Origin of the sequence: Yersinia sp. J1 (genome assembly GCF_050586585.1) — a bacterium.
GTDB classification, from domain to species: Bacteria; Pseudomonadota; Gammaproteobacteria; order Enterobacterales; family Enterobacteriaceae; genus Yersinia; species Yersinia entomophaga.
The window spans coordinates 385,683-409,408 of the sequence record NZ_JBOBDP010000001.1 but is presented as its reverse complement, the minus strand read 5'-3'; the positions used below and the strand labels follow the sequence as shown (position 1 = coordinate 409,408).

Sequence of the window (23,726 nt, the reverse complement as noted above, 5' to 3'; positions counted from 1 at the left end):
TGATAAAACTTGCAACCTTTACAATAAACAACGGGAGCATCAAGCTCCCGTTCATATTTAGCTGACTGTCAATATCACATGTGTTTAATGATAGCGTTGCCAAACTCTGAGCATTTCAGCAGCTTAGCGCCTTCCATCAAACGTTCGAAGTCATAAGTCACTGTCTTGGCCTGAATCGCGCCTTCAGTGCCTTTAATGATTAAATCAGCGGCTTCAGTCCAGCCCATATGACGCAGCAGTAGACATACCAAAAGTCGGTAACCACATGATTCATAGATGGTTATCGGCTTTTTTTATTCGCTCAACACAATTAAAAGTGGCGCTTATAACCGATTGATTATTAAGTGAAGAAAGATAGTTTTGCAGAAGGACTTTTCAACCGCGATAGAACTCCCCACTGTATATGCAAACAGTCACAGGGCGAAGTGGAAACATGATAGTTGAACTGGTTTACCATAAGCGAAATGTGGAAGAGATACCGGGTGCTAATGGTCTGATCCTGGCTGAACTAACCAAGCGAATACATCGTGTATTCCCTAAGGCAGAAGTTAAGGTTAAGCCAATGCAGGCGAACGGTATCAATACCAATGCCAACAAAGGTGATAAAGCCATCCTTAACCGCCTGCTTGAAGAAATGTTTGATGAAGCCGATCAGTGGCTGGTTTCAGAACTTTGAATTTTTAGTCCGGGCAATTCAGCCCGGATTCGTTATATACATTCTGCCTATTCTGATCCCTCGATTTCACCCACCGGCTGATGTGATCTCCTCCCTGAAAACAGCGCCAGTCTAAATAGCTGTTCCAAATAGTAGATCACTCGAAAGGAATTCAGTCCGATTTAAGCAATCTGATCAATCGCTGAATATCCCAAACCACCAACCGGACTGAGTTATACCGATCATAGCATCGATACCCCGCGACGAAAGACGCCTGATACAGAAAACTATTCATCAAACACGCGACAAAGATCATGCCCGCAGACTGACCGCTATGTTGATGCTTCATCGTGGTGACAAAGTCAGCGACGTTGCAAAAACGCTTTGCTGCGTGCGTTCATCATTGGGGCGCTGGATTAACTGGTTCACGGTTTATGGTATTTGAGGTCTGAAATCATTGCCCTCAGGGCGCGGACGACGCTGGCCGTTTGAGCATATTTGCGCATTGTTGCGTCAGTTGATTAAACACTCGCCGGGAGATTTTGGTTATCAGCGATTTCGCTGGAGTACTGAACTGTTAGCACTAAAAATCAATGAGATAACAGGCTGTCATCTACATGCTTCAACGGTACGCCGCTGGCTTCCCTCTGCCGGGCTGGTCTGGCGGAGAGCGTCACCCACGCTGCGTATTCGCGACCCGCATAAAGAAGAGAAAATGGCCGCCATCGCAGAAGCGCTTGCAGGATGTACGCCGAAAATCCCGTATTTTACGAGGATGAGGTGAATATCCATCTCAACCAAAAATCGGTGCCGACTGGCAACGGCGGGCCAGCAAAAACGCGTTGTCACGCCGGGGCAAAATGAAAAATATTATCTGACCGGTGCGTGGCACGGGAAAAGTCAGCTACATCGGTTGTTGCAGTAAAAAATCGGGTTTATTTATCAGCCTGTTAAAGCATCTTAAAAGTACCTATAGGCGGGCAAAAACTATCACACTGATCGTAGATAACTACATTATCCATAAAAGCCGTGAAACGCTGAGATGGTTGAAGAAGCCAAAATTTATTGTTATTTATCAAACAGTCTACTCGCCGCGGGTCAACCACATAGAGCGATTATGGCAAGCATTACATGACACGATAACCAGAAATCACAGTTGTCGTTCGATGTGGCAATTACTGAACAAAGTGCGCCACTTTATGAAAATGGTAAGCCCATTCCCTGGTGGGAAACATGGTCAGGCAAAAGTGTAGCGGTATTAGGAACAGTTATTCAGGCATGCAAAATGCCGCTTTCACATATGAAAATTTCAATTATTTTTGGAGGGCTTACAATTAAGCTAATGTAACTATATAATGTAATTGAATTTATCTAAAAATAAGTCAAGGATCAGACGATATGGATGCATATGAGGAGTTTGAAGAACGCCACCCGTGGGCTACTGGATATGGTGATAGCGCGCAAAGAGAATCTAACCGGCTAAATAACATCATTGCAAATAAGCAGAATGAGCTTCTTCAGACAATGAACAACGTTGCCAATAAGTATATAAAATGGAGTTTAGCCAAAGATAAATTTATCTCCGAGGTAATAGCATATTCCTCTGATATTATAGCGAAGACTAATACTGGTGAGTTTTCATTACCTGAAGCTGTTTCTGCATTGGATAATGAAATTGCGTCATTAAAAGAACAAGATAGAATATTAACAAGCAACAGAATAAAACAAGCTATAATTTTAAAGAGAGAGGTTATAGAAGAATTCAATAAGAACAAAATAAAAGAAAATAAGAAAATAGTAATCGCTGCTATAGGTTTTGTATCTGGCGGTTTACAAACTGTGGCTGGCCTTGGACTAATTGAAACTGGTCCAGCTGGCGGGTTGATGCTAGCTCATGGTTTTAATAACACTTTTGAGAATGGTTATTATCTTCTTTATCGTGAGGATTATGTCGGCCCGGTGAGATTTGTGTATCGTGGCCTAGCAAAACAACTCCTCAATATAGATGAATCTGGTGCAGACGTACTTTACTCCACTGTAGATATATCAGTTTCATTAAATAGCCTATTCGGATATAGACTTGAACCAGACCTACAGAGATTATTTAGATATATAGATGCAGACCTTATCACTGGTTTAACTAAGAAAGGGATAAGACTAATGACTGCTGGCGATATTTTTTTAGAGATAGTGGGCGATTACAATACTGCATACGGCCAATATCTATCATACAAGGGTTAAATAAATGGATTTTTTATATATTACCTTATCAACAGCAGTATTGTTTATTTTATATCCAATAATTAAAAAACTTGCCAATTCCAACGATAATTACAGTCAATTTGCAGCTATTGCTGTGGCGTCAATATCGCCATTATTCCACTTTTACGTTTCGAATTTCGATGTTATTCCTATTTTTAAAATAGATATAAGTAACAACGAATTCCTTCAGTACACATCTCTAGTTTTTGGTTATTTAAGTGCTGCACCATATATTATTGCAAGAAGAAAAATCGGCGTTTAATTAGTTACTGGGAAAGTTATCCACTACAAATCATAAATTTCCCAGTCCGCTATTTAGTAAACTCGTTCATCCCAAATACTATAGCCACTTGTCCCTGCAATATGATGGTTCCAGGTTATGCTTTTATAACGTAAAGAAATTGTTTCCTGAGGTTCTGAACCTGTATGAGTCACACTATGTGGATGAAATACAGCTAGATCTGAGATGGTTGCATCAGTAATAGAAATACTGTAGTACAGTTCTTGAGCCCCCGATTGGCTAGTACGATAACAATCAAAAGTCGCAGTTAATAATTCATTATCTGAGATGGCAACCGCAAGTAACGGTGACGATTTATCAATAGGTTTTTTTATTGTGATAGGATGGTGGCTTGCATTTTGTTCCCTTGTCATTGAATGCGAAAGACTGTATATGAATATTTTATCTAGATGGCTTTCCTGTCCCTTATTACCTATCGAATCGACGCTTGAACAACCAGCAGAAATCAGCCCTTGTTTATTACCACTCAAGGTTAAATAAATTGAGTTAGCCATGTATATCCCTAATTTTATAGTTAATATCCTGTCTGAATATTAACTTTTTATATGGCAGGGTTACAAGTATTAAAGCTCTCACCGTATCTCCATGTAAATCCAGATATGCTTCCCGTTTATTTGTAGCGAATGTTGTAAGAGAGAATTAACTGGACTCTGTCGGTACTTGTGAAAGCACACCCATTTTAGTTTCGCACACTTTTTGAGACTTCCAGTTTTTCAGCCATCAACAGGTATTCTTCCGGTGTCTGGTTATTCAGGGATTCATGAGGCAGCTCGTTGTTGTATTCATTCAGCCAGCGCACTGTGATCTCCCGTGCCTCATTCAGTGTTTTGAACAGATAAAAATCCAGTGTCTGTCCGGTACGTCCGGTTAAACCTTTCGATAAACGCATTCTGCGTCGGCTTAATAAATTCCAGCATCACGCCATGGTCTTCAGCACACTGCGCCAGCATCAGTGATATCAGATCCGGGCCGTTATCCATCCGCATTTTCAGTGGATATCCGCGGTTTGCCACGATCCTGTTCAGCACACGTACGACCCTTAGTACCGGGATATTAAGGTCAATTTCTATGACCAGAGCCTCGCGGGTAAATTCTGGGCAAATGGCGGTGAGTTGGGTGTGAACAGTGATCAATCAGAAAAATCATCATCCCTGCTCCGCTGCAGGAATATACTTATAAATTGTCTTAGGTGACACTTCCAGAACCAACGCCACCTGATGCAACGTTGCCCCTTGAGCAAACATTCGTCTAGCACGCGCAATAACCTCATCGGTCATAATACGACGCCGCCCTCCTATCCGCCCTTCCGCTCTCGCAGCAGCCAGCCCGGCACAGGTACGCTCGACAATTAACTCTCTTTCCATTTCCGCCAGCGCACTCATAACATGAAAAAAGAAACGCCCCATCGCCGTTCCTGTATCAATACTGTCCGTAAGGCTACGAAAGTGAATACCCCGACTCTTTAAATCTTCCACCAGTGTAATAAGGTGCCTGACACTGCGCCCAAGGCGATCCAGCTTCCAGACAACCAGACTGTCACCGGTAGATAGATGGCGCATGGCTTTTTTCAATCCCGGTCGGTCGGTGGATTTTCCGCTGATTTTATCCTCAAAAATCAGGTCGCATTTTGCACTAACTAAGGCATTACGTTGCAATTCGGTGTTTTGGTCATTTGTTGATACCCGGATATAGCCGATCAGCATGTTGATTTCCCCGAAAAAATAATCGGAGTGTGTCACAGCAAGGCTGGTGACTAAAGAAAATGTTGCCGCCGGTGATCTCGCAAACCTTGGTTTAAAAGAAGCGGCTAAGCGAGATGTCGGCACTGGGATTAATCAGATACCGGATATGTGGAGTTTTACCAGCTCAATGACCTCAACAGGCTGGATGAAGCGACCCGATGGTTTAATTGAACAATGGGGAGAATCATCCTTTTCCAGATCAAATGACCAGTTTTTTTATGCTGACGCTTTTTTCCCAATAGCGTTCCCCAATAAAGTTTTAAATATGAGTGTGACACTCCACGGCATCACCGATATTTCGATAATAGGAAAAACGCTCGCTGCGGATATGTTAGCAAGAACATGGGCAGCGATCCCACTGAGCAAGAAAAGCGGGGAAAACATCCCTACAGCGCAAAGAGTTATGTGGCGCGTTATTGGTTATTAAGTGAGGTTTAAATGAATTATTTCTACAGCCCGACGAATAATGCCGCTTATCCAGAATCGTTAAAAACGGAATATCAGGCTGCGCAAAGTTGGCCGGAGGATGCCGTTAAAATAACGGACGAAACTTATCAGACGTTTTTTGCCTGTGCTTCGCCAGCCGGTAAAACCAGAATAGCCGGAAAGCAAGGCCAGCCAGTTTGGGAGGATATTCCCGTTTATGTCCCTACCGATGATGAATTGGCCGCCGAGGAGTTTGACGAGCCGATCCCCAGCTATCCAACGTTACTAAAATATGCGCAACATGGCATGATCTCACCGCCACCGTTTAAAGCTGGCAGGTGCTGGCGAGTGGACAAGAACGCACGATTTGTCGGCGTGACCGTCAAACCGGCAGTGAAGAAAGATGATGATCCAAGGTTGAAGAGGATAATGGAAGATGGCCAGACCTCGTAAGTACAACATAAATGTACCGGGTCTATCGTGCTATACCGACGCCAGAACTAAAAAGGTCTACTGGCGTTATAAGCATCCTATTACCCGTAAATTTCATGGATTAGGTGATGATGAGGCTGCAGCAAAGGCTATCGCTATTGAGGCTAATAGCCGTTTTGCCCGTCAACAAATGGGGCAATTGCTCAAAGCGCGAGATGAGATCAGTCTCAAAACTGGTAAGGCAATAACAGTTAACTCTTGGCTGGATCGCTATCTCACTATCCAGAAAGAACGTTACGACAGTGAGGAAATAAAACTCAACACACTTAAGCAAAAAAATGCACCAGTCGAAGCGTTCAGACGTCATTGTGGAATGCTAACCCTTCCTGATGTTGGCGCTAGAGATATAGCCTTTGTCATTGAAGAGTATAAGGAGAAGGGGCAAAAACGGATGGCGCAGGTTGTTCGGATGGTGCTGATCGATGTGTACAAAGAAGCTCAACACGCTGGGGAGGTGCCGCCTGGCTATAACCCTGCTCTGGCCACCAAGCAACCAGCAAACAAGGTTACCCGTATTCGCTTGAACTTTGATGAATGGGAGTCAATATTTAATGCCGCTGCCAATATGCAAGGTTATATCCAAAATACAATGCTTCTTGCTTTGGTTACCGGTCAGCGCTTAGGTGACATCGCTGGCATGAAATTTAGCGATGTTTGGGATAATCACCTTCATATCGTGCAGGAAAAAACGGGCACCAGAATAGCCATACCCATAACCTTAAAATGTGAGACTGTCGGTTATACGCTGCAAGATGTTATAGCACGGTGTCGCAATATGATCGTTAGTCCGTACATGCTTCATTATCATCATACAACATCAATGGCTAAACGTGGTGGTCAAGTATCTAGCAACGCAATCACTACCGGATTTTCGGCGGCCAGAGATAAAAGTGGATTGCAATGGAAAGAGGGTACCCCACCTACTTTCCATGAACAGCGATCCCTAGCAGAGCGGTTATATCGAGAACAAGGAGTGGATACTAAAACATTACTCGGACATAAAAATCAGGCTATGACTGATAAATATAATGATGATAGGGGTAAAGAATGGCTGGTATTAGCTGTTTAATTGAGGGTGTTTTTTGTACAGTTTTGCAGAAGGGTTTTGCAGGAGTTTTGCAGAAGAAATATTAAGTAGCTGGAAAACCCACGGAAGCATAAGCTCCCGTGAAGTTTTATAGACATGTCAATATCACATGTGTTTAATGATAGCGTTGCCAAACTCTGAGCATTTCAGCAGCTTAGCGCCTTCCATCAAACGTTCGAAGTCATAAGTCACTGTCTTGGCCTGAATCGCGCCTTCAGTGCCTTTAATGATTAAATCAGCGGCTTCAGTCCAGCCCATATGACGCAGCATCATTTCTGCGGAGAGAATAATAGAACCTGGGTTCACTTTATCCTGACCAGCATACTTAGGTGCCGTGCCGTGGGTCGCTTCAAACAGCGCGCATTCGTCACCGATGTTGGCACCCGGAGCAATACCAATACCGCCGACCTGTGCAGCCAAAGCATCAGAAATATAGTCGCCGTTGAGGTTCATACAGGCGATAACATCGTATTCAGCCGGACGCAGCAAGATTTGCTGTAGGAAGGCATCGGCGATAACGTCTTTAACGATGATATCTTTGCCATTTTTTGGGTTCTTAATCTTAACCCACGGGCCGCCGTCGATCAGCTCACCACCAAATTCCTCACGCGCCAACTGGTAACCCCAGTCTTTGAAAGCGCCTTCGGTGAATTTCATAATGTTGCCTTTGTGAACCAGAGTAACTGATTCACGATCGTTGTCGATTGCATACTCAATGGCCGCACGCACCAGACGTTTAGTGCCTTCTTCTGAACAAGGTTTTACACCGATACCGCATTGTTCAGGGAAGCGAATTTTCTTCACACCCATTTCGTCACGCAGGAACTTGATCACTTTCTCAGCTTCTGGTGAACCGGCCTTCCACTCAATACCGGCATAGATATCTTCGGCGTTTTCGCGGAAAATCACCATATCAGTCAGTTCTGGGTGTTTTACCGGGCTTGGGGTGCCTTCGTAATAACGTACCGGACGCAGGCAAATATACAGATCAAGCTGTTGACGCAGAGCCACGTTCAGAGAACGAATACCGCCGCCAACCGGAGTGGTCAATGGGCCTTTGATGGCAACGCGATAATCGCGGATCAGATCCAGAGTTTCTTCTGGCAGCCAGACATCTTTACCGTAAACCTGAGTTGACTTCTCACCGGTGTAAATTTCCATCCAGGAGATTTTACGCTCGCCGTTATAGGCCTTCTTAACCGCTGCATCCACTACGTTGATCATAGCAGGAGTCACGTCAACGCCAATGCCGTCGCCTTCAATGAACGGAATGATCGGGTTATTAGGAACGACTAATTTACCCTTAGCGTCGACCGTAATTTTTTTACCTTCTGCCGGAACAACTACTTTGCTTTCCATCAACCTCTCCTTCAGCGCAATTTTTGTTAATGCCTTGTAAGATTCTTGTCAATAGTACTTGAATATTCGTTTCACGCCAATCCAAAACGGATTGATGTATAATGCGCTAATCAACTGGAAGCGCAATCATCATGAATAAAATCTCTGTTAAAAATCACAAAGTTAACCGATTCAGCTCCCGCTCACAGGCGAAACCTGCGCCGGTGCAAGGCCCACGTCGCGTGGTGTTACTGAATAAGCCATTTGATGTGTTACCACAGTTTACCGATGAGGCTGGACGGGCAACATTGAAGGGTTTTATTCCTTTTAATGATGTTTATGCCGCCGGTCGTTTGGATCGAGATAGCGAAGGTTTGCTGGTTCTGACTAACGATGGGAAATTACAGGCAAAACTGACGCAACCGGGGAAAAAAACCGGTAAGGTTTATTATGTTCAGGTTGAAGGTGAACCGGACGAAGAAGCACTTCGCCGTTTACGTCAGGGCGTGACGTTAAAAGATGGCCCCACGCTTCCCGCTGGCGCTGAAAAAGTGCCGGAACCGGAGTGGCTGTGGCCAAGAAATCCGCCAATTCGGGAGCGCAAATCTATCCCGACCCGTTGGCTGAAAATAACCCTGTACGAAGGACGCAATCGTCAGGTACGCAGAATGACCGCCCACGTCGGTTTTCCTACCCTGCGACTGATTCGTTTTAGTATGGGTAATCTTAGCCTGGGAGATTTACAACCCGGCCAATGGAAGGAGATTAACGATGTTTAAACCTCATGTTACCGTGGCCTGCGTGGTGCATTCTCAAGACAAGTTTTTAGTGGTTGAAGAAACTATTAATGGCAAAGCGCTGTGGAACCAACCGGCCGGTCATTTGGAAGCCGATGAAACCTTGCTACAGGCCGCAGAACGCGAACTGTGGGAAGAAACCGGTATTCGCGCGACGCCTCAATCCTTTTTACGGATGCATCAATGGGTTGCACCCGATAATACGCCGTTCCTACGCTTCGCCTTTGTGATTGAACTGGTAACCATTTTGCCTACTCAGCCTCACGATAGCGATATCGATCGCTGCCTGTGGCTAACCGCCGATGAAATATTGCACGCACCCAATCTGCGCTCTCCTCTGGTTGCCGAAAGTATCCGCTGTTATTTGCAGCCTGAGCGCTACTCGCTCGATCTAATTAGTACCTTTAACTGGCCACATTGATTCAGCCCGATAATTAATTGGCGTAATTTACCCTAAGCCGTGATTGTGCGGTGCGCCCCGACAGGCAACGTGATAAAATCCGACGCTTGTTTTTGTAATGCCTTGTTTGCCGCGCAATGCGAAACGGATTATCCATTGTCAGCACGCTCGGCGCTTAAGTTAGTGAGACTCCCATGTCAGATAACAGCCAGAAAAAAGTAATCGTCGGTATGTCCGGCGGTGTCGATTCGTCCGTTTCAGCTTACCTGCTACAACAACAGGGCTATCAGGTTGAAGGCCTGTTCATGAAGAACTGGGAAGAAGACGACGATGAAGAATATTGCTCCGCAGCGACCGATTTGGCCGATGCTCAGGCAGTGTGCGATAAGCTGGGCATGGAGTTACACACCGTCAATTTCGCCGCAGAATATTGGGATAATGTTTTTGAACTCTTCCTCGAAGAGTACAAGGCTGGGCGCACGCCAAATCCGGATATTCTGTGCAATAAAGAAATCAAATTTAAAGCCTTCCTTGAATTTGCCGCCGAAGATCTGGGCGCCGATTACATCGCCACCGGCCACTATGTTCGTCGCCACGATGTCAATGGCAAAAGCCAACTGCTGCGCGGTCTGGATGGCAATAAAGACCAAAGCTACTTCTTATATACGCTGGGCCACGATCAATTGGCGCAAAGCCTGTTCCCGGTTGGCGAACTGGAAAAACCGGAAGTCCGCCGTATCGCGGAAGAGCTGGATCTGGTTACCGCCAAGAAGAAAGACTCAACCGGTATCTGCTTTATCGGCGAGCGGAAATTTCGCGATTTCCTCGGCCGTTACCTGCCTGCTCAACCCGGCCCGATTATGACCGTTGAAGGCAAACACGTCGGCGAACACCAAGGTTTGATGTACCACACTCTGGGCCAGCGTAAAGGTCTGGGTATCGGCGGCACCAAAGAAGGTGGCGATGACCCGTGGTATGTGGTGGATAAAGACGTTGCCAACAACTTGCTGATTGTAGCCCAAGGCCATGAGCACCCGCGTTTGATGTCTACCGGTTTGATTGCTCAGCAATTACATTGGGTCGATCGCGAACCGGTTACGGCTCCATTCCGCTGCGTGGTGAAAACCCGTTACCGCCAGCAAGATATTCCTTGCACGGTTACGCCGTTGGATGACGAACGTATCGATGTGCGTTTCGACAATCCGGTTGCCGCCGTTACCCCCGGTCAGTCCGCGGTGTTTTATCAGGGCGAAATCTGTCTCGGCGGCGGTATCATCGAATCACGTCACCCCGTTAGCGACCAATAATCTCGACAGGAGCAATCGTGGCAAAGAATTATTACGACATCACGCTGGCGCTGGCAGGTATCTGCCAGTCTGCGCGTCTGGTTCAGCAACTGGCTCACGAAGGTCAATGCGACAACGAGGCACTGCATACTTCACTCAACAGCGTGCTGCTGACCAATCCCGATTCGACTCTTGCGGTGTACGGTGGAGATGAGAAATTCCTCACCATGGGGCTGGAAACCTTGCAGGTAGTGCTGAATGCCAACCGCCAAGGCCCTAGCGCCGAACTGACGCGTTACGCTCTGAGCCTGATGGTATTGGAGCGGAAGCTAAATGCTCACCAGTCAGCCATGAGCACCTTGGGCGAACGTATCAGTCAGTTAGATCGTCAGCTCGCTCATTTTGATCTCGAATCAGAGACTATGATGAGCGCTCTGGCCGCCATTTATGTGGATGTAATTAGCCCACTTGGGCCGCGCATTCAGGTTACCGGCAACCCGGCCATGCTGCAAAGCACCTTAATCCAGGCCAAAGTTCGCGCCGCCCTGTTAGCCGGTATCCGCTCTGCGGTGCTGTGGCAACAGGTAGGTGGAAGCCGTTTACAGCTTATGTTTTCTCGTAATCGTCTGTTTAAGCAGGCGCAGAGTATTCTTGCTCATCGTTAATATTTGATCCCAGGAGTTGCTACCGATGGAATTATCCTCACTGACCGCCGTATCCCCAATTGATGGACGCTACGGCGACAAAGTCAGCGCACTGCGCGCTATCTTCAGCGAATTTGGTTTGCTGAAATTCCGCGTGCAGGTCGAAGTACGTTGGCTGCAAAAACTGGCAGCCTGCGCAGAAATTAAAGAAGTCCCTGCTTTTGATGCCAACGCAAACGCTTACCTCGACAAGATCGTGGCAGAGTTCAATGAACAGGATGCCCTGCGCATTAAGGCCATCGAACGCACCACTAACCATGACGTCAAAGCGGTTGAATATTTTCTGAAAGAGAAAGTTGAAAGCATTCCTGCACTGCATGCAGTGTCAGAATTCATTCACTTTGCTTGTACTTCAGAAGATATCAATAACCTGTCTCACGCTCTGATGCTGCAAACCGCTCGTCAGGAAGTGATTTTACCTTTCTGGCGCCAGATGATCGACGCCATCAAAGCACTGGCCCACCAATATCGCGATTTGCCGCTGTTGTCCCGAACTCACGGCCAGCCTGCAACGCCATCCACCGTTGGCAAAGAAATGGCGAACGTGGCTTACCGTATGGAGCGCCAGTTCCGTCAGCTGTCTCAGGTTGAAATTCTGGGCAAAATTAACGGCGCCGTCGGCAACTATAACGCTCACATCGTGGCTTATCCGGAAGTTGACTGGCACCAGTTTAGCGAGAGCTTCGTGACCTCGCTGGGCATCAACTGGAACCCGTACACCACACAAATCGAGCCACACGATTACATCGCCGAATTGTTTGACTGCGTAGCGCGCTTTAACACTATTTTGATCGATTTCGATCGTGATATTTGGGGTTACATCGCACTCAATCACTTCAAACAAAAAACTATTGCAGGTGAAATCGGTTCTTCCACCATGCCGCACAAAGTTAACCCGATCGACTTCGAAAACTCCGAAGGTAATCTGGGTCTTTCTAACGCCGTATTGGGGCATCTGGCAAGCAAACTGCCGGTTTCCCGCTGGCAGCGCGACCTGACCGACTCAACCGTGCTGCGTAACCTCGGCGTGGGTCTGGGCTACGCGTTGATCGCCTATCAGTCAACGATGAAAGGCATCAGCAAGCTGGAAGTTAACGAACCTCATCTGTTGGACGAATTGGATCATAACTGGGAAGTGCTGGCCGAGCCGATTCAAACGGTTATGCGTCGTTATGGCATTGAAAAACCATACGAAAAACTGAAAGAGCTGACGCGAGGCAAACGTGTTGACGCCGCCGGTATGCAAGCCTTTATCGATGGCTTGGCGCTGCCAGAAGAAGAAAAAGTTCGTTTGAAAACCATGACGCCAGCCAATTATATTGGCCGTGCCGTCGCACTGGTGGATGAACTGAAGTAAGTCTTTGCAGCAGGCGGCTCCCCGTCGCCTGCTTATTTTTCAGTATCCGACGCTCTGCCGTTTAACTATCATTTACTTACACTGCCCCCTTGTTGAATAAAGGTTTAGTTTCTCCCGTTGATAATTGCCTGCGGACATCCAGGGAATAACTATCATAGGAGCAGTTATGTTCAGAAAATCTTTATTAGCAGCGGCACTTATCGCTACTAGCACTTTGGCTATCGCGGATGATTACACCTTTATCGCCGGTGGTATTCAATTCGGTTCCATTGATAATAAGCAAAGTTTCGATAAGCAATTTAACCAATCTGGCACCAGCCACATTGGTAGCGACAAAATGCACGGTTTCTACTTAAACGGCGGTTATGGCTTTGAAAACAATCTGTTCATGGCCGCTCGCCTAAGCGCTATCGCAGATAACGATCGCGGTATGGGCGATGGTTTGCTTGGCGTGGGTTATCATTTTGCTCTGACGCCAGATGCGGATATGTACCTGCTGGCCGGTGCAAGCCGCCACGCAATGCTGTACGATGTTAAGAAAGATGGCGATAAAACAGAAGCTTACAACAGCGCGACCGGTGAAGTCGGTATCAAGACTAAATTGACCCAGGACATTGGCTTAGACGTTGCCTATCGCCTGGCGGAATATGATAGCAAGATGTATCACGAAGCACGTATTGAGGCGAGCTATGCCCTAACGCAAAGTCTGGCGGCTGAAGTCGGTTATACCTACCATAACTGGAAGGTAGACGATCAGATTGGTCAGGTTGGTTTGCGTTATACTTTCTGATCCATCAATCTCACCCTTATTTTTCCGGGTAAGTTTTTACCCGGTTCAAGTTTTTTGAGGAATTTGGTATGCGCGTTTTAGTCGTAGAAGATAATGCTCTACTGCGTCATCACCTTTCGGTACAGATGCGCGAGATGGGACACCAGGTCGATGCCGCCGAAGATGCGAAAGAAGCCGACTATTTTTTGCAGGAACATGCTCCGGATATCGCCATTATCGATCTCGGCCTGCCGGGTGAAGACGGGCTAAGCCTGATTCGCCGCTGGCGTAGTCATCAAACCAAGTTGCCCATTTTGGTATTAACCGCCCGTGAAAGCTGGCAGGATAAAGTGGCGGTACTGGAAGCCGGTGCCGACGATTACGTCACCAAGCCCTTTCATCTGGAAGAAGTCATTGCCCGTATGCAGGCATTGATGCGCCGCAACAGCGGTCTGGCCTCGCAGATTATCGAATTCCCGCCGTTCCTTATCGATCTCTCTCGCCGTGAACTGTGCGTGAATCAGCAACAAATCAAACTGACCGCTTTTGAATACACCATTATCGAAACTTTGATTCGAAACGCGGGCAAAGTCGTCAGTAAAGACACGCTGATGCTACAGCTCTACCCCGACGCTGAACTACGCGAAAGCCATACCATCGATGTATTAATGGGCCGTTTGCGCAAAAAATTGCAGGCCGAACACGAAAAAGAAGTTATCACCACTATCCGTGGCCAAGGCTACCGGTTTGATGCCAACTAATCGCCATGTTTAAATCGAACAGTAAACCTTTCTCCCTGCGCGCCCGCTTCCTGATGGCTACGGCGGGCGTGATTCTAGCGCTTTCGCTGTCCTACGGAATGGTAGCGGTGGTGGGCTATATTGTTAGCTTCGATAAAAACACCTTCCGCGCTCATCGGGGGGAAAGCAATCTGTTCTTTAGTCTGGCTCAATGGCATGACAACAAACTCAGCATTACCATTCCTCCCGAGCTGGAGCTGAATGTTCCTACGCTGGTACTGATTTATGACCATAACGGCAACATTCTGTGGCGACAGCGCCATGTGCCTGAACTGGAATCTCATATTCAGAAAAGCTGGCTTAGCAAACCCGGGTTCTATGAGTTGGATACCGGTACCGAAATCAGTAGCGCGGTATTAGGGGACAACCCCAAAGCGCAGGATCAGCTGAAGAAATACGACGACACCGACGCCAGCGCGCTAACGCACTCGGTTTCCGTCAACGCATATCAGGCGACCGAACGCCTTCCCGCTTTAACCATTGTGGTGGTAGATACTATTCCGCAAGAGCTACAGCGTTCGGATATGGTATGGAACTGGTTTAGTTATGTGCTGCTCGCCAACCTGTTGTTGGTCGTCCCCCTGTTGTGGCTGGCGGCGTACTGGAGCCTGCGCCCTATCAAAGCTTTGGTCAGCCAAATCAGCCAGCTGGAAAAAGGCGAGCGGGAACAGTTGGATGAAAATCCGCCGCGCGAGTTGCTCAGCTTGGTGCGAAACCTGAATATTTTGCTGACCAACGAGCGCCAGCGCTATACCAAATATCGCACAACACTTTCCGATCTGACCCACAGTCTTAAAACCCCGCTGGCGGTGCTGCAAACCACGCTGCGCTCGTTGCGCTCCGGCAAACAGGCCACTATCGAAGAAGTGGAGCCTATCATGCTGGAACAAATTAGCCGAATCTCCCAGCAGATTGGCTATTATCTCCATCGCGCCAGCATGCGCTCTGAACACAATGTATTAGCTCGGGAAATCCATTCAGTTCCGGCGCTTTTAGATAGTTTATGCAGTGCATTAAACAAGGTTTATCAGCGTAAAGGCGTCGTACTCACTCTGGATATCTCCCCCGAGGTCACCTTTATGGGGGAGAAAAACGACTTTATGGAAGTGATGGGCAACGTGCTGGAAAATGCCTGCAAATACTGTCTCGAGTTCGTGGAAATTACCGCCCTGCACTCGGAAAAACAACTCACCATCGTTGTGGACGATGACGGCCCTGGCATTCCGGAGAGCAAGCGCGAAGTGATTTTCCAACGCGGTCAGCGGGTTGATACCTTACGTCCTGGGCAAGGGCTGGGATTATCCGTCGCGGCAGAAATTATTGAACAGTACCAGGGGCGAATTTCCGTTACCGACAGTCCCTTAGGCGGAGCCAAAATGCTGGTAACCTTTGGGCGACAGCAAGATCAGCATCACGACGAATAATTCATAACCGGATTCATTTGCCAAATAAATTTCTCAAATGCTCTGTGCGGACGCAGAGAATCGTCCGCATTTTCTGCATCCAGTGCCATTCCTACAAAATTTGCCGCCCTGCCCCTGATACTGTCACGCGCCATCCGTTATAATCATTCGCAAGTTCACTCAATCCCTGGGATAAAAAATGGATTACCAACTCGATCTGGATTGGCAAGACTTCCTGCAACGCTATTGGCAAAAGCGCCCCGTGATCCTGAAACGCGGCTTTAAAAACTTTATCGACCCCCTATCTCCCGATGAATTAGCCGGTCTGGCTATGGAAACGGAGGTGGATAGCCGTTTGGTCAGCCATCAGGAAGGTCGCTGGCAGGTCAGCCACGGGCCGTTCGAGAGCTACGATCATTTAGGGGAAACCAATTGGTCTCTGCTGGTTCAGGCCGTCGATCATTGGCATGAGCCATCGGCAGCGCTGATGCGTCCGTTCCGTGCGCTATCAGACTGGCGAATGGATGATCTGATGATCTCCTATTCCGTACCGGGCGGTGGCGTTGGCCCTCATTTTGATCAATATGACGTATTTATTATTCAGGGTACGGGTCGCCGCCGTTGGCGCGTAGGTGAAAAAGTGCCGATGAAACAGCACTGTCCTCATCCTGATTTACTGCAAGTCGGCCCATTCGACGCCATTATCGATGAAGAAATGGAGCCGGGCGATATTCTGTATATTCCGCCTGGATTCCCGCACGAAGGCTACGCGTTGGAAAACGCGCTGAACTATTCCGTCGGGTTCCGTGCGCCTAACGGCCGGGAACTGGTCAGCGGCTTTGCCGATTACGTGCTGGCCAGAGAGTTAGGCAGCAAGCGTTATAGCGATCCAGATCTGAAACTGCGTAATCGTCCGGCGGACGTATTGCCAGAGGAAATGGATACGCTGCGCCAAATGATGCTGGAATTGTTCCAACAGCCTGAGCATTTCCAACACTGGTTCGGCGAGTTCGTGTCCCAGTCTCGCCATGAACTGGATATTTCGCCACCGGAACCGCCTTATCAGGCTGGTGAGATCTATGAGTTGCTGAGCCAAGGTGAAGAGTTACATCGCCTGAGCGGACTGCGGGTTATTCGCCTAGGTGATAATTGCTTTGTTAACGGCGAATTGATCGATACTCCGCACCTGCCTGCGGCCGATGCGTTGTGCCAACACTTTAGCGTTAGCGCCGAAATGCTCGGTGATGCGTTAGACGAGCCGTCCTTCTTGGCGACGCTGACCGAGCTGGTTAACAGCGGCTACTGGTATTTCCGCGATTAACTTGTGAGATATCCGGCAGTTTAAAGCTAAAAAAACGCCCCTCGGGTTTTGACCTAAGGGGCGTTTTTATTGGGCGAATCTATACGAAACACGCCTTTATTTATCGCAATATCATTTCATCAAAGCTGCGTTTTTCTCGCTCTGCGGTTCAGCGTTTTTGGCCCGTAGCGCGGTTAATTCGGCGATACGCATAATAACCGACACCGCCTGTTCCATTCCTTCCTGCGTAATAAATTCATGTTTTCCATGGAAATTATAACCGCCGGTAAAAATATTCGGGCAAGGCAAACCGCGGAACGACAGCTGAGCGCCATCGGTGCCTCCACGAATCGGTTTCATAATAGGTTCGATATCGCAATCACGCATCGCCTGCTGCGCCAGTTCAATAATATGCGGATGCTCCACTATGTGTTCACGCATATTGTAATAACTGTCATCGATAATGATTTCGATGTAGCAATCGCGATGTAACCCTTTACCGACCTGTTTGGCAATATCCACCATGTTTTTCTTACGAGCTTCGAAGCCATCGCGGCTGAAATCGCGCAGAATATAATGCATTTCAGCCCGTTCTACCGTGCCTTTAATGCTTTGAAGATGGTAAAAACCCTGATAACCCTCGGTATTTTCTGGGGTTTCATCTGCCGGAAGCGATTGATGATAACGAGTAGCCAATGACAGCGCATTGACCATGACCCCTTTGGCACTGCCGGGATGGACATTATTGCCGACAATTTTGATGGTCACCGAGGCCGCATTGAAGTTTTCATATTCCAGCTCGCCCACGCCGCCCCCGTCCACGGTATAGGCCCAATCGGCGTTAAAAGCATTTACATCAAAGAATTGCGCGCCTTTTCCCACTTCTTCATCCGGCGTAAACGCCACTCGAATCTTGCCGTGGGGAATATTGTTCTCTTTGAGACGCACAATAGCGGTGATGATTTCGGCAATACCAGCCTTATCATCGGCACCCAGTAAGGTTTTACCGTCGGTGGTAATCAGAGTGTGTCCAAGCAACTGGTGCAACACTGGGAACATGACCGGCGACAGAATTTCATCGCCCATGCCCAGCGCGATATCGCCGCCGCGATAGTTCTCCACAATTTGCGGATTGACATTTTTGCCACTGAAATCAGGTGCGGTATCCAAATGGGCAATAAAACCGATTGTGGGCACTTCCCAGTCAACGTTCGCCGGTAAAGTTGCCATCACGCAGCCGTGCTCGCTCAAGGTCACCGGCTCAAAGCCCAAGGCCAGCAGCTCTTGTTGCAACGCTGCCGCCAGCTTACGTTGCCCATCGGTGCTCGGCACGGATTTTACCTTAGCTTTTGATTGTGTATCGAAAGAGACATAGTTAAAAAAGCGATCGAGTAATTTGTCCATGGTTCCCACCCTCAAAATGATGGATATCATTATGGGGAAGTGATCACGATCAAATATTGCGTCAGGTCAGTTTTAAACAAACTTAAGCCAGAATAATAACGCTATGACAGAAATGACACAGGGACATTGCCAAGATGTCCCTGCATAAAAAAACGCAGTAATCCCTGAGGAAATTATTCGCCTTCGCGGTTTTCTCCGCGAGTGGTAAGAAACTCGCGGATATACTCCGGCACCACTTTACTGGCTAAGCCGTAATGTTTTTCCTCGAACTGGCTTTCTACCTGACTCGGCTCCAGATTCAGTTCTACAGTATGTGCGCCATTCAACGCCGATTCATGTACAAAACCTGCCGCCGGATAAACATGGCCGGAGGTACCAATGGAAATAAAGAAATCAGCCTCAGCCAACGCCTGATAAATATCATCCATCCCCATCGGCATTTCACCAAACCACACAATATGCGGGCGCAGCGGTGCAGGGAACTGGCAGCAATGACAACGCTCATCGGCGCTAAGATCGCCCGGCCAATCCAGAACCTGACCAGACTGAGTACAGCGTACTTTGAGTAATTCACCGTGCATATGAATCACTCGTTTACTGCCAGCCCGCTCATGAAGATCATCGATATTTTGCGTAACCAGCAGGAAATTATCGCCTAATACCGCCTCCAGATCTGCTAGCGCGAAATGTGCAGCATTGGGTGCCACTTCCGGTTGCTGTAGCTGGCGCCGACGCGCATTGTAAAAAGCCTGCACCAGTTCAGGATCGCGCTGGTAGCCTTCCGGCGTCGCCACGTCTTCAACTTTATGTTCTTCCCATAGACCGTCCGCCGCGCGAAAAGTACGAATTCCAGACTCAGCAGAAATACCTGCGCCGGTGAGTACGACCACGAAAGGTTTCTTCATTTCTGTACTGGCGGAACTATCACGGTGGAAAATACGAGAGCGAAAACGTTGATGACGCAGATGCTTATTCTTGCGAAACCGACACAGCCGATGGCGAATGCGCATAACCTATTGCCTCTTTTACTTTATTTATAATGTTTTTCTATCAGACAGATGCAAGAACGCCGCGCCACGCACCCCACCAGCATCGCCATAGCGAGCTTTCTCAATACGCGGTAAACGCGCAACGGGGAGCAAATGCGCAGCTAAACGCTGCGGTAATGCCTGATACAGATGTTCAAAGTTCGACAATCCGCCGCCTATCACAACCAAATGTGGGTCAATAATGGTCAACAGATTCCCCAGACAAATCGCCAGAACGGCGATAAAACGTTCGACATGCTCTGTGGCCTGTGCGTTACCGGCGTAGTAATTTTCGATAATGCGCGTAGCGGGTAGCGTTTCACCGTAGAAATGGGCGTACATCCATTCAAAACCACGGCCTGAAATATAGTTTTCAATGCAGCCGTACTGGCCGCAACCGCAGGGAACCCGGGGAATATCTGCACCCAAAACGTCGAGCGCATCAATTGGCAGGCGAAAGTGCCCGAACTCACCGCTGATATGGTTACGTCCGGTCATCGCCTGACCGTTGAGAATAATGCCACCGCCAACGCCGGTGCCCAGGATAATCCCCAGCACGCTGGGATAAGACTGGAATTCTGGATCCCAAGCTTCGGATAAAGCGAAACAGTTGGCATCGTTATCGATACGAACTTCCCGCCCAATCAGACGGGAAAGATCGGCTTGCAACGGCATGCCCATTGCCGCCAGTACGTTCGCGGTAAACAACGTGCCGTCGTCATTGGGTAAACCAGGAATACCGATCCCTACGCTGCCCTGCGCGCCGCAAAACTCATCGGCTTCGTGGGTGAGTTCCGTCAGTACCTGCAATAATTGCTGATAATCCTGTTTTGGCGTTGGAACACGTTTTTGCCAAATACGCTGTAAATCGGCATCAAACACGCCCATTTCAATTTTGGTACCACCCATATCAAAACCGTAATACATAACTTTACCTTTATTCAGTAAACGGTTTATCAGTACCATTCAGTTCCGGCTAAAACAACCGGATTCCTCGTCTATTGTGATCGCGCTGTTACTGCCCGCTTAATACCCGCGCTGGGTCAATACGGCTGGCGCGACGGGCCGGATACCAACTGGCCACCAGACTTAGCACAATGGCCGTGGCTAATACGCAGGCCACGTCGAACCAATGCAGTTCTGAAGGTAGATAATCGATAAAATAAATATCGCTGGACAGGAAATGATGACCGATCAACGTTTCCAACCCACTGATAATATTGGTTAACTGCAATGAAGCGACAACACCGACCACCACGCCGCTGATACTTCCCACCAGCCCGGCCAGCAGGCCATACCAAATGAAAATTGCCCGAATCAGGCCGTCTTTGGCACCCAAAGTTCGCAGCACGGCAATATCACTGCTTTTATCTTTGACCGCCATCACCAGCGTAGACACAATGTTAAAACTGGCCACGCCCATCACCAGCACCATAGCTAAATACATAATGGTGCGAATCATTTGAATATCGCGATACATATAGCCGTAAGTGCCGATCCAACTGCTGTAATTCACATAAGCATTGGAGGCTTCTGCGGCGCTGCGCGTGAGATTATTGGCGTTGAAAACGTCATTAAACTTCAGTGCAATACCGGTCACGCTATCGCCCATATCCAGATATTGCTGGGCATCGCTGAGGGGCACCATCGCCAGACTGTGATCCAGTTGACCGCTGAGCTGGAACACGCCGGCAACTTGCAGACGAATACGCTTCGGCTGCAATAGCTTCATTTCCGGATCGCTATTTGGGATCATCACCGTCAGCCAGGAACCTTGCTTAACCCCTAATGCGTCCGCCAGCCCTTTACCTAAAATCACCTGCTGCTGACCAGCCTTAAAATCTTGCCAGGCGTTGTTCTGCACGAACTGTGGTAACGCGCTGAGTTTTTCTTCCTGCTCCGGATTGACGCCCTTGACCTGCACCGCCCGTAATTGGGTGCCGTTTTCCATCAGTCCAGTGAAATCAATATAGGGTGCCGCCGCCGCGACGCCGGGTACTTTTTCGATCCGCTGCAGGCTCGCATTCCAAGCGTTAAACGGTTGATCGAGAAAAGCTATCTGACCGTGTGGAACCACGGCCAAAACGCGGTTTTTCAGCTCACGTTCGAAGCCGTTCATCGCACTCAGGCCGATAATCAGCACCGCGACGCCCAAGGCAATGCCCAGAGTGGAAATGATCGAAATCATCGATACCATCCCGCCGCGACGGCGACCACGACTAAACCGCAAGCCTATTAGCAGTGAAAGAGGTGAACTGCGCATTACTCCGCTCCCACCAACGTCAGATTTTGCTGTAACTGACCGTCACGCATTTCCAGTTGGCGGCTCATGCGATTTGCCAACTGCAAATCATGAGTAACCACCAGAAACGCAGTCCCCTGACGTACGTTCAGCTCACCTAACAGATTGAAAATACTGTCTGCGTTGCGCTGATCGAGGTTGCCGGTTGGCTCATCCGCCAACACCAGCGATGGGTTATTCACCAGTGAACGGGCAATCGCCACGCGCTGACGTTCACCGCCTGAAAGCTCGGAAGGACGATGCTGACTGCGCTGCTCCAGCCCCACCGCCGCCAACATGGCACGCGCTTTATCTTGCGCTTCTGCCGGTTTAGTCCCGCCGATCAACAGCGGCATCGCCACGTTTTCCAACGCGGTAAAGTCTGGAAGCAAATGGTGGAACTGGTAGATAAAACCGAGTTCGCGGTTACGTAACTCCGCTTTGGCGGCGGAAGAAAGCTGGCTCAGTGAGCGCCCCTGATAAATGACTTCGCCGGAGGTTGGCGAATCTAATCCGCCCAGCAGATGCAGCAGCGTACTTTTGCCGGAGCCGGAGCTACCGACGATCGCCATCATTTCACCCGGCTGAATGGTAAAGGTCACATTACGCAATACGTCGGTATGAAGTTGTCCTTCCTGATAGCGTTTGCACAGGTTTTCGCACTGCAATAAAGGTTGGTTACTCATAACGTAAAGCCTCAGCGGGTTGAGCGGCGGCAGCGCGCCAGGAAGGATAAAGCGTGGACAGCAACGCAATGGCCATAGCCAACAGCGCAATCACCGTCACTTGTAGCGGATTAATGGCAACCGGTAGCGCCGCGCCGTCTAGCAACAGGCCCAGAACCGGCATCAGCACATTGAGCTGGCTGGCGAGTAAAATGCCTAAGCCCGTGCCAAGCAACGCGCCAATCACCCCGGCGCTGGCCCCTTGTACCATAAACACCAGCATAATCTGGCGTCGGGTAAGCCCTTGAGTTTGCAGAATCGCCACTTCCCCTTGCTTCTCCATCACCAGTAATCCCAGTGAGGTAATAATATTAAACGCAGCAACGGCGATGATCAGGCTCAGCAGTAGCCCCATCATGTTTTTCTCCATGCGTACAGCCTGGAACAGTTCGCCTTTACGCTCGCGCCAGTCTTTCCACACCGTGCCTTCCGGCAGGTTTTGCTGGCTGAGAGAATCCACCTGCAACGGCTGATCGAGGAACAAACGCCAGCCAGTGATATTCCCCGCCGGGTAACGCATCAGACGAGAAGCATCCTGCTGATTCACCAGCAATTGATAGTCATCCACTTCGCTGCCAGCGGCAAAAGTGCCAATGACGTTAAACAAACGCTGGCTGGGAATGCGCCCCATCGGCGTAAACTGGCTGGCACTGGGCACCATCAGGCGAATGGTTTCACCGCGACTCACGCCCAGTTTTCCCGCCAGCTTTTCACCCATAATCAGGTTGTATTGACCCGGTTGCAGATCACGCAGATGTACATTCACTAGCGAATTGGTTAAGGGTTCGTGCTGTTCGGGATTGACACCCAGCATCACGCCGACGTTCACGCTACGCGGGCTTTGCAACACCACTTCACCGGTGGTCAAAGGCACAATATCGCTGACACCGCTTAGCCCTTTTAGCGCCGAGGCGGGGATTTTTTCCGGGTCGATAGAGCCTTTGGGCGTAGTAATCAACGCCTGTGGCATCAGCCCCAGAATATTATTCTGCAAGTCCCGTTCAAAGCCGTTCATCACCGATAACACCGTTATCAGCGCCATCACGCCCAAAGTAATGCCAATGGTGGACAGCCAGGAAACAAAGCGGCCAAAGCGGTCAGAAGCACGCCCGCGCATATAACGCAGGCCAATAAATAGTGCGACAGGTTGATACATGAAATCTGTTGAG

24 protein-coding genes and 3 pseudogenes are annotated in these 23,726 nt (G+C 48.6%); 16 read left to right on the top strand and 11 right to left on the bottom strand.

The features are described from left to right. Positions 1-74: 74 nt before the first annotated feature. Positions 75-242, bottom strand: a pseudogene (locus tag ACQ4OC_RS01835) (NADP-dependent isocitrate dehydrogenase); the annotation flags it as partial. A 191-nt stretch (positions 243-433) separates the two neighbouring features. On the opposite strand from ACQ4OC_RS01835, the gene ACQ4OC_RS01830 reads away from it, so the two are divergent. The 4 genes and pseudogenes from ACQ4OC_RS01830 to ACQ4OC_RS01815 all read left to right on the top strand — a co-directional run bounded on the left by ACQ4OC_RS01830 (position 434) and on the right by ACQ4OC_RS01815 (position 3,179). Beyond that, positions 434-676: a DinI-like family protein gene (locus ACQ4OC_RS01830; protein ID WP_049596384.1), complete on the top strand. Its 243-nt coding sequence runs from the start codon at positions 434-436 to the stop codon at positions 674-676. Between the two features lie 214 nt (positions 677-890). Then, a pseudogene (locus tag ACQ4OC_RS01825) lies at positions 891-1,908 on the top strand (IS630 family transposase). 145 nt (positions 1,909-2,053) lie between these two features. Next, the gene (locus tag ACQ4OC_RS01820) at positions 2,054-2,896 is read left to right on the top strand and encodes a DUF4225 domain-containing protein (RefSeq protein WP_430970879.1); all 843 of its coding nucleotides are present in this window, start codon (positions 2,054-2,056) and stop codon (positions 2,894-2,896) included. Positions 2,897-2,900: 4 nt separating this feature from the next. Continuing rightward, positions 2,901-3,179, top strand: coding sequence for a hypothetical protein (locus tag ACQ4OC_RS01815; protein WP_064513189.1), 279 nt, complete (start codon positions 2,901-2,903; stop codon positions 3,177-3,179). 53 nt (positions 3,180-3,232) lie between these two features. Here ACQ4OC_RS01815 and ACQ4OC_RS01810 read toward each other — a convergent pair whose 3' ends face one another. The 3 genes and pseudogenes from ACQ4OC_RS01810 to ACQ4OC_RS01800 form a co-directional block, all read right to left on the bottom strand. After that, positions 3,233-3,712, bottom strand: a complete 480-nt coding sequence (locus ACQ4OC_RS01810) for an Hcp family type VI secretion system effector (protein WP_120806251.1) — start codon at positions 3,710-3,712, stop codon at positions 3,233-3,235. A 185-nt stretch (positions 3,713-3,897) separates the two neighbouring features. Beyond that, positions 3,898-4,321, bottom strand: a pseudogene (locus ACQ4OC_RS01805) (integrase core domain-containing protein); the annotation flags it as partial. 42 nt (positions 4,322-4,363) lie between these two features. Beyond that, positions 4,364-4,921, bottom strand: a complete 558-nt coding sequence (locus ACQ4OC_RS01800) for a recombinase family protein (protein WP_064513188.1) — start codon at positions 4,919-4,921, stop codon at positions 4,364-4,366. A 46-nt stretch (positions 4,922-4,967) separates the two neighbouring features. On the opposite strand from ACQ4OC_RS01800, the gene ACQ4OC_RS01795 reads away from it, so the two are divergent. Genes ACQ4OC_RS01795 through ACQ4OC_RS01785 form a run of 3 tightly spaced genes read left to right on the top strand, consistent with a single transcriptional unit; the run spans position 4,968 to position 6,947 of the window. Then, on the top strand, positions 4,968-5,387 hold the full coding sequence (locus tag ACQ4OC_RS01795) for a gp53-like domain-containing protein (RefSeq protein ID WP_430970878.1): 420 nt from the start codon (positions 4,968-4,970) through the stop codon (positions 5,385-5,387). 11 nt (positions 5,388-5,398) lie between these two features. Then, positions 5,399-5,839 carry an excisionase gene (locus tag ACQ4OC_RS01790; protein WP_430970877.1) on the top strand — a complete coding sequence of 147 codons (441 nt, stop codon included), beginning with the start codon at positions 5,399-5,401 and terminating at the stop codon, positions 5,837-5,839. Continuing rightward, positions 5,823-6,947, top strand: coding sequence for a phage integrase Arm DNA-binding domain-containing protein (locus ACQ4OC_RS01785; protein WP_430970876.1), 1,125 nt, complete (start codon positions 5,823-5,825; stop codon positions 6,945-6,947). The genes ACQ4OC_RS01790 and ACQ4OC_RS01785 overlap by 17 nt, the downstream gene beginning before the upstream one ends. A gap of 123 nt (positions 6,948-7,070) precedes the next feature. Here ACQ4OC_RS01785 and icd read toward each other — a convergent pair whose 3' ends face one another. Then, a complete protein-coding gene (gene icd / locus ACQ4OC_RS01780) occupies positions 7,071-8,324 on the bottom strand; it encodes an NADP-dependent isocitrate dehydrogenase (protein WP_049596391.1) in 1,254 nt (417 codons plus the stop codon). A gap of 131 nt (positions 8,325-8,455) precedes the next feature. Between icd and rluE the strand changes: the two genes are divergently transcribed. The 9 genes from rluE (at position 8,456) to ACQ4OC_RS01735 (ending at position 17,140) form a co-directional block, all read left to right on the top strand. Further along, the gene (rluE, locus tag ACQ4OC_RS01775; RefSeq protein WP_120806162.1) at positions 8,456-9,082 is read left to right on the top strand and encodes a 23S rRNA pseudouridine(2457) synthase RluE; all 627 of its coding nucleotides are present in this window, start codon (positions 8,456-8,458) and stop codon (positions 9,080-9,082) included. Continuing rightward, positions 9,075-9,521, top strand: coding sequence for an NUDIX hydrolase (locus ACQ4OC_RS01770; RefSeq protein WP_064513107.1), 447 nt, complete (start codon positions 9,075-9,077; stop codon positions 9,519-9,521). The genes rluE and ACQ4OC_RS01770 overlap by 8 nt, the downstream gene beginning before the upstream one ends. Before the next feature lie 173 nt (positions 9,522-9,694). Then, positions 9,695-10,807, top strand: a complete 1,113-nt coding sequence (mnmA, locus tag ACQ4OC_RS01765) for a tRNA 2-thiouridine(34) synthase MnmA (protein ID WP_064513105.1) — start codon at positions 9,695-9,697, stop codon at positions 10,805-10,807. 17 nt (positions 10,808-10,824) lie between these two features. Continuing rightward, complete coding sequence (gene hflD, locus ACQ4OC_RS01760; protein ID WP_049596395.1) at positions 10,825-11,451, top strand: high frequency lysogenization protein HflD; 627 nt, start codon at positions 10,825-10,827, stop codon at positions 11,449-11,451. A 25-nt stretch (positions 11,452-11,476) separates the two neighbouring features. Continuing rightward, positions 11,477-12,847: an adenylosuccinate lyase gene (gene purB, locus ACQ4OC_RS01755; RefSeq protein WP_064513103.1), complete on the top strand. Its 1,371-nt coding sequence runs from the start codon at positions 11,477-11,479 to the stop codon at positions 12,845-12,847. A gap of 166 nt (positions 12,848-13,013) precedes the next feature. Further along, on the top strand, positions 13,014-13,637 hold the full coding sequence (locus ACQ4OC_RS01750) for an outer membrane beta-barrel protein (protein ID WP_120806160.1): 624 nt from the start codon (positions 13,014-13,016) through the stop codon (positions 13,635-13,637). A 68-nt stretch (positions 13,638-13,705) separates the two neighbouring features. Beyond that, a complete protein-coding gene (gene phoP / locus ACQ4OC_RS01745) occupies positions 13,706-14,377 on the top strand; it encodes a two-component system response regulator PhoP (protein WP_120806158.1) in 672 nt (223 codons plus the stop codon). A 5-nt stretch (positions 14,378-14,382) separates the two neighbouring features. Next, positions 14,383-15,840: a two-component system sensor histidine kinase PhoQ gene (gene phoQ, locus ACQ4OC_RS01740; RefSeq protein WP_064513099.1), complete on the top strand. Its 1,458-nt coding sequence runs from the start codon at positions 14,383-14,385 to the stop codon at positions 15,838-15,840. A 178-nt stretch (positions 15,841-16,018) separates the two neighbouring features. After that, positions 16,019-17,140: a cupin domain-containing protein gene (locus tag ACQ4OC_RS01735; RefSeq protein ID WP_064513097.1), complete on the top strand. Its 1,122-nt coding sequence runs from the start codon at positions 16,019-16,021 to the stop codon at positions 17,138-17,140. 111 nt (positions 17,141-17,251) lie between these two features. On the opposite strand, the gene pepT is transcribed toward ACQ4OC_RS01735, so the two are convergent. The 6 genes from pepT to lolC form a co-directional block, all read right to left on the bottom strand. Continuing rightward, positions 17,252-18,523, bottom strand: a complete 1,272-nt coding sequence (gene pepT / locus ACQ4OC_RS01730; protein ID WP_064513094.1) for a peptidase T — start codon at positions 18,521-18,523, stop codon at positions 17,252-17,254. 173 nt (positions 18,524-18,696) lie between these two features. Continuing rightward, a complete protein-coding gene (gene cobB / locus ACQ4OC_RS01725; RefSeq protein ID WP_120806154.1) occupies positions 18,697-19,533 on the bottom strand; it encodes a Sir2 family NAD+-dependent deacetylase in 837 nt (278 codons plus the stop codon). A 24-nt stretch (positions 19,534-19,557) separates the two neighbouring features. Continuing rightward, positions 19,558-20,478: an N-acetylglucosamine kinase gene (nagK, locus tag ACQ4OC_RS01720; protein ID WP_064518220.1), complete on the bottom strand. Its 921-nt coding sequence runs from the start codon at positions 20,476-20,478 to the stop codon at positions 19,558-19,560. Positions 20,479-20,566: 88 nt separating this feature from the next. Beyond that, positions 20,567-21,814: a lipoprotein-releasing ABC transporter permease subunit LolE gene (lolE, locus tag ACQ4OC_RS01715; protein ID WP_430970875.1), complete on the bottom strand. Its 1,248-nt coding sequence runs from the start codon at positions 21,812-21,814 to the stop codon at positions 20,567-20,569. Further along, positions 21,814-22,518 (bottom strand): lipoprotein-releasing ABC transporter ATP-binding protein LolD, encoded by a 705-nt coding sequence (lolD, locus tag ACQ4OC_RS01710; protein ID WP_064513088.1) that lies wholly within the window; start codon positions 22,516-22,518, stop codon positions 21,814-21,816. The genes lolE and lolD overlap by 1 nt, the downstream gene beginning before the upstream one ends. Then, positions 22,511-23,713 (bottom strand): lipoprotein-releasing ABC transporter permease subunit LolC, encoded by a 1,203-nt coding sequence (lolC, locus tag ACQ4OC_RS01705; protein ID WP_064513086.1) that lies wholly within the window; start codon positions 23,711-23,713, stop codon positions 22,511-22,513. The genes lolD and lolC overlap by 8 nt, the downstream gene beginning before the upstream one ends. Positions 23,714-23,726: the final 13 nt, after the last annotated feature.

Bases quoted from the DNA above. Each gene is read 5' to 3' on its own strand.
- icd (WP_049596391.1), bottom strand. From the start codon at position 8,324: ATGGAAAGCAAAGTAGTTGTTCCGGCAGAAGGTAAAAAAATTACGGTC.
- lolE (WP_430970875.1), bottom strand. From the start codon at position 21,814: ATGCGCAGTTCACCTCTTTCACTGCTAATAGGCTTGCGGTTTAGTCGT.
- ACQ4OC_RS01750 (WP_120806160.1), top strand. From the start codon at position 13,014: ATGTTCAGAAAATCTTTATTAGCAGCGGCACTTATCGCTACTAGCACT.
- ACQ4OC_RS01735 (WP_064513097.1), top strand. From the start codon at position 16,019: ATGGATTACCAACTCGATCTGGATTGGCAAGACTTCCTGCAACGCTAT.
- ACQ4OC_RS01815 (WP_064513189.1), top strand. From the start codon at position 2,901: ATGGATTTTTTATATATTACCTTATCAACAGCAGTATTGTTTATTTTA.
- purB (WP_064513103.1), top strand. From the start codon at position 11,477: ATGGAATTATCCTCACTGACCGCCGTATCCCCAATTGATGGACGCTAC.
- phoQ (WP_064513099.1), top strand. From the start codon at position 14,383: ATGTTTAAATCGAACAGTAAACCTTTCTCCCTGCGCGCCCGCTTCCTG.
- ACQ4OC_RS01820 (WP_430970879.1), top strand. From the start codon at position 2,054: ATGGATGCATATGAGGAGTTTGAAGAACGCCACCCGTGGGCTACTGGA.
- ACQ4OC_RS01785 (WP_430970876.1), top strand. From the start codon at position 5,823: ATGGCCAGACCTCGTAAGTACAACATAAATGTACCGGGTCTATCGTGC.
- pepT (WP_064513094.1), bottom strand. From the start codon at position 18,523: ATGGACAAATTACTCGATCGCTTTTTTAACTATGTCTCTTTCGATACA.
- ACQ4OC_RS01810 (WP_120806251.1), bottom strand. From the start codon at position 3,712: ATGGCTAACTCAATTTATTTAACCTTGAGTGGTAATAAACAAGGGCTG.
- phoP (WP_120806158.1), top strand. From the start codon at position 13,706: ATGCGCGTTTTAGTCGTAGAAGATAATGCTCTACTGCGTCATCACCTT.
- ACQ4OC_RS01770 (WP_064513107.1), top strand. From the start codon at position 9,075: ATGTTTAAACCTCATGTTACCGTGGCCTGCGTGGTGCATTCTCAAGAC.
- cobB (WP_120806154.1), bottom strand. From the start codon at position 19,533: ATGCGCATTCGCCATCGGCTGTGTCGGTTTCGCAAGAATAAGCATCTG.
- lolC (WP_064513086.1), bottom strand. From the start codon at position 23,713: ATGTATCAACCTGTCGCACTATTTATTGGCCTGCGTTATATGCGCGGG.
- lolD (WP_064513088.1), bottom strand. From the start codon at position 22,518: ATGAGTAACCAACCTTTATTGCAGTGCGAAAACCTGTGCAAACGCTAT.
- ACQ4OC_RS01790 (WP_430970877.1), top strand. From the start codon at position 5,399: ATGAATTATTTCTACAGCCCGACGAATAATGCCGCTTATCCAGAATCG.
- rluE (WP_120806162.1), top strand. From the start codon at position 8,456: ATGAATAAAATCTCTGTTAAAAATCACAAAGTTAACCGATTCAGCTCC.
- ACQ4OC_RS01800 (WP_064513188.1), bottom strand. From the start codon at position 4,921: ATGCTGATCGGCTATATCCGGGTATCAACAAATGACCAAAACACCGAA.
- nagK (WP_064518220.1), bottom strand. From the start codon at position 20,478: ATGTATTACGGTTTTGATATGGGTGGTACCAAAATTGAAATGGGCGTG.
- mnmA (WP_064513105.1), top strand. From the start codon at position 9,695: ATGTCAGATAACAGCCAGAAAAAAGTAATCGTCGGTATGTCCGGCGGT.
- ACQ4OC_RS01830 (WP_049596384.1), top strand. From the start codon at position 434: ATGATAGTTGAACTGGTTTACCATAAGCGAAATGTGGAAGAGATACCG.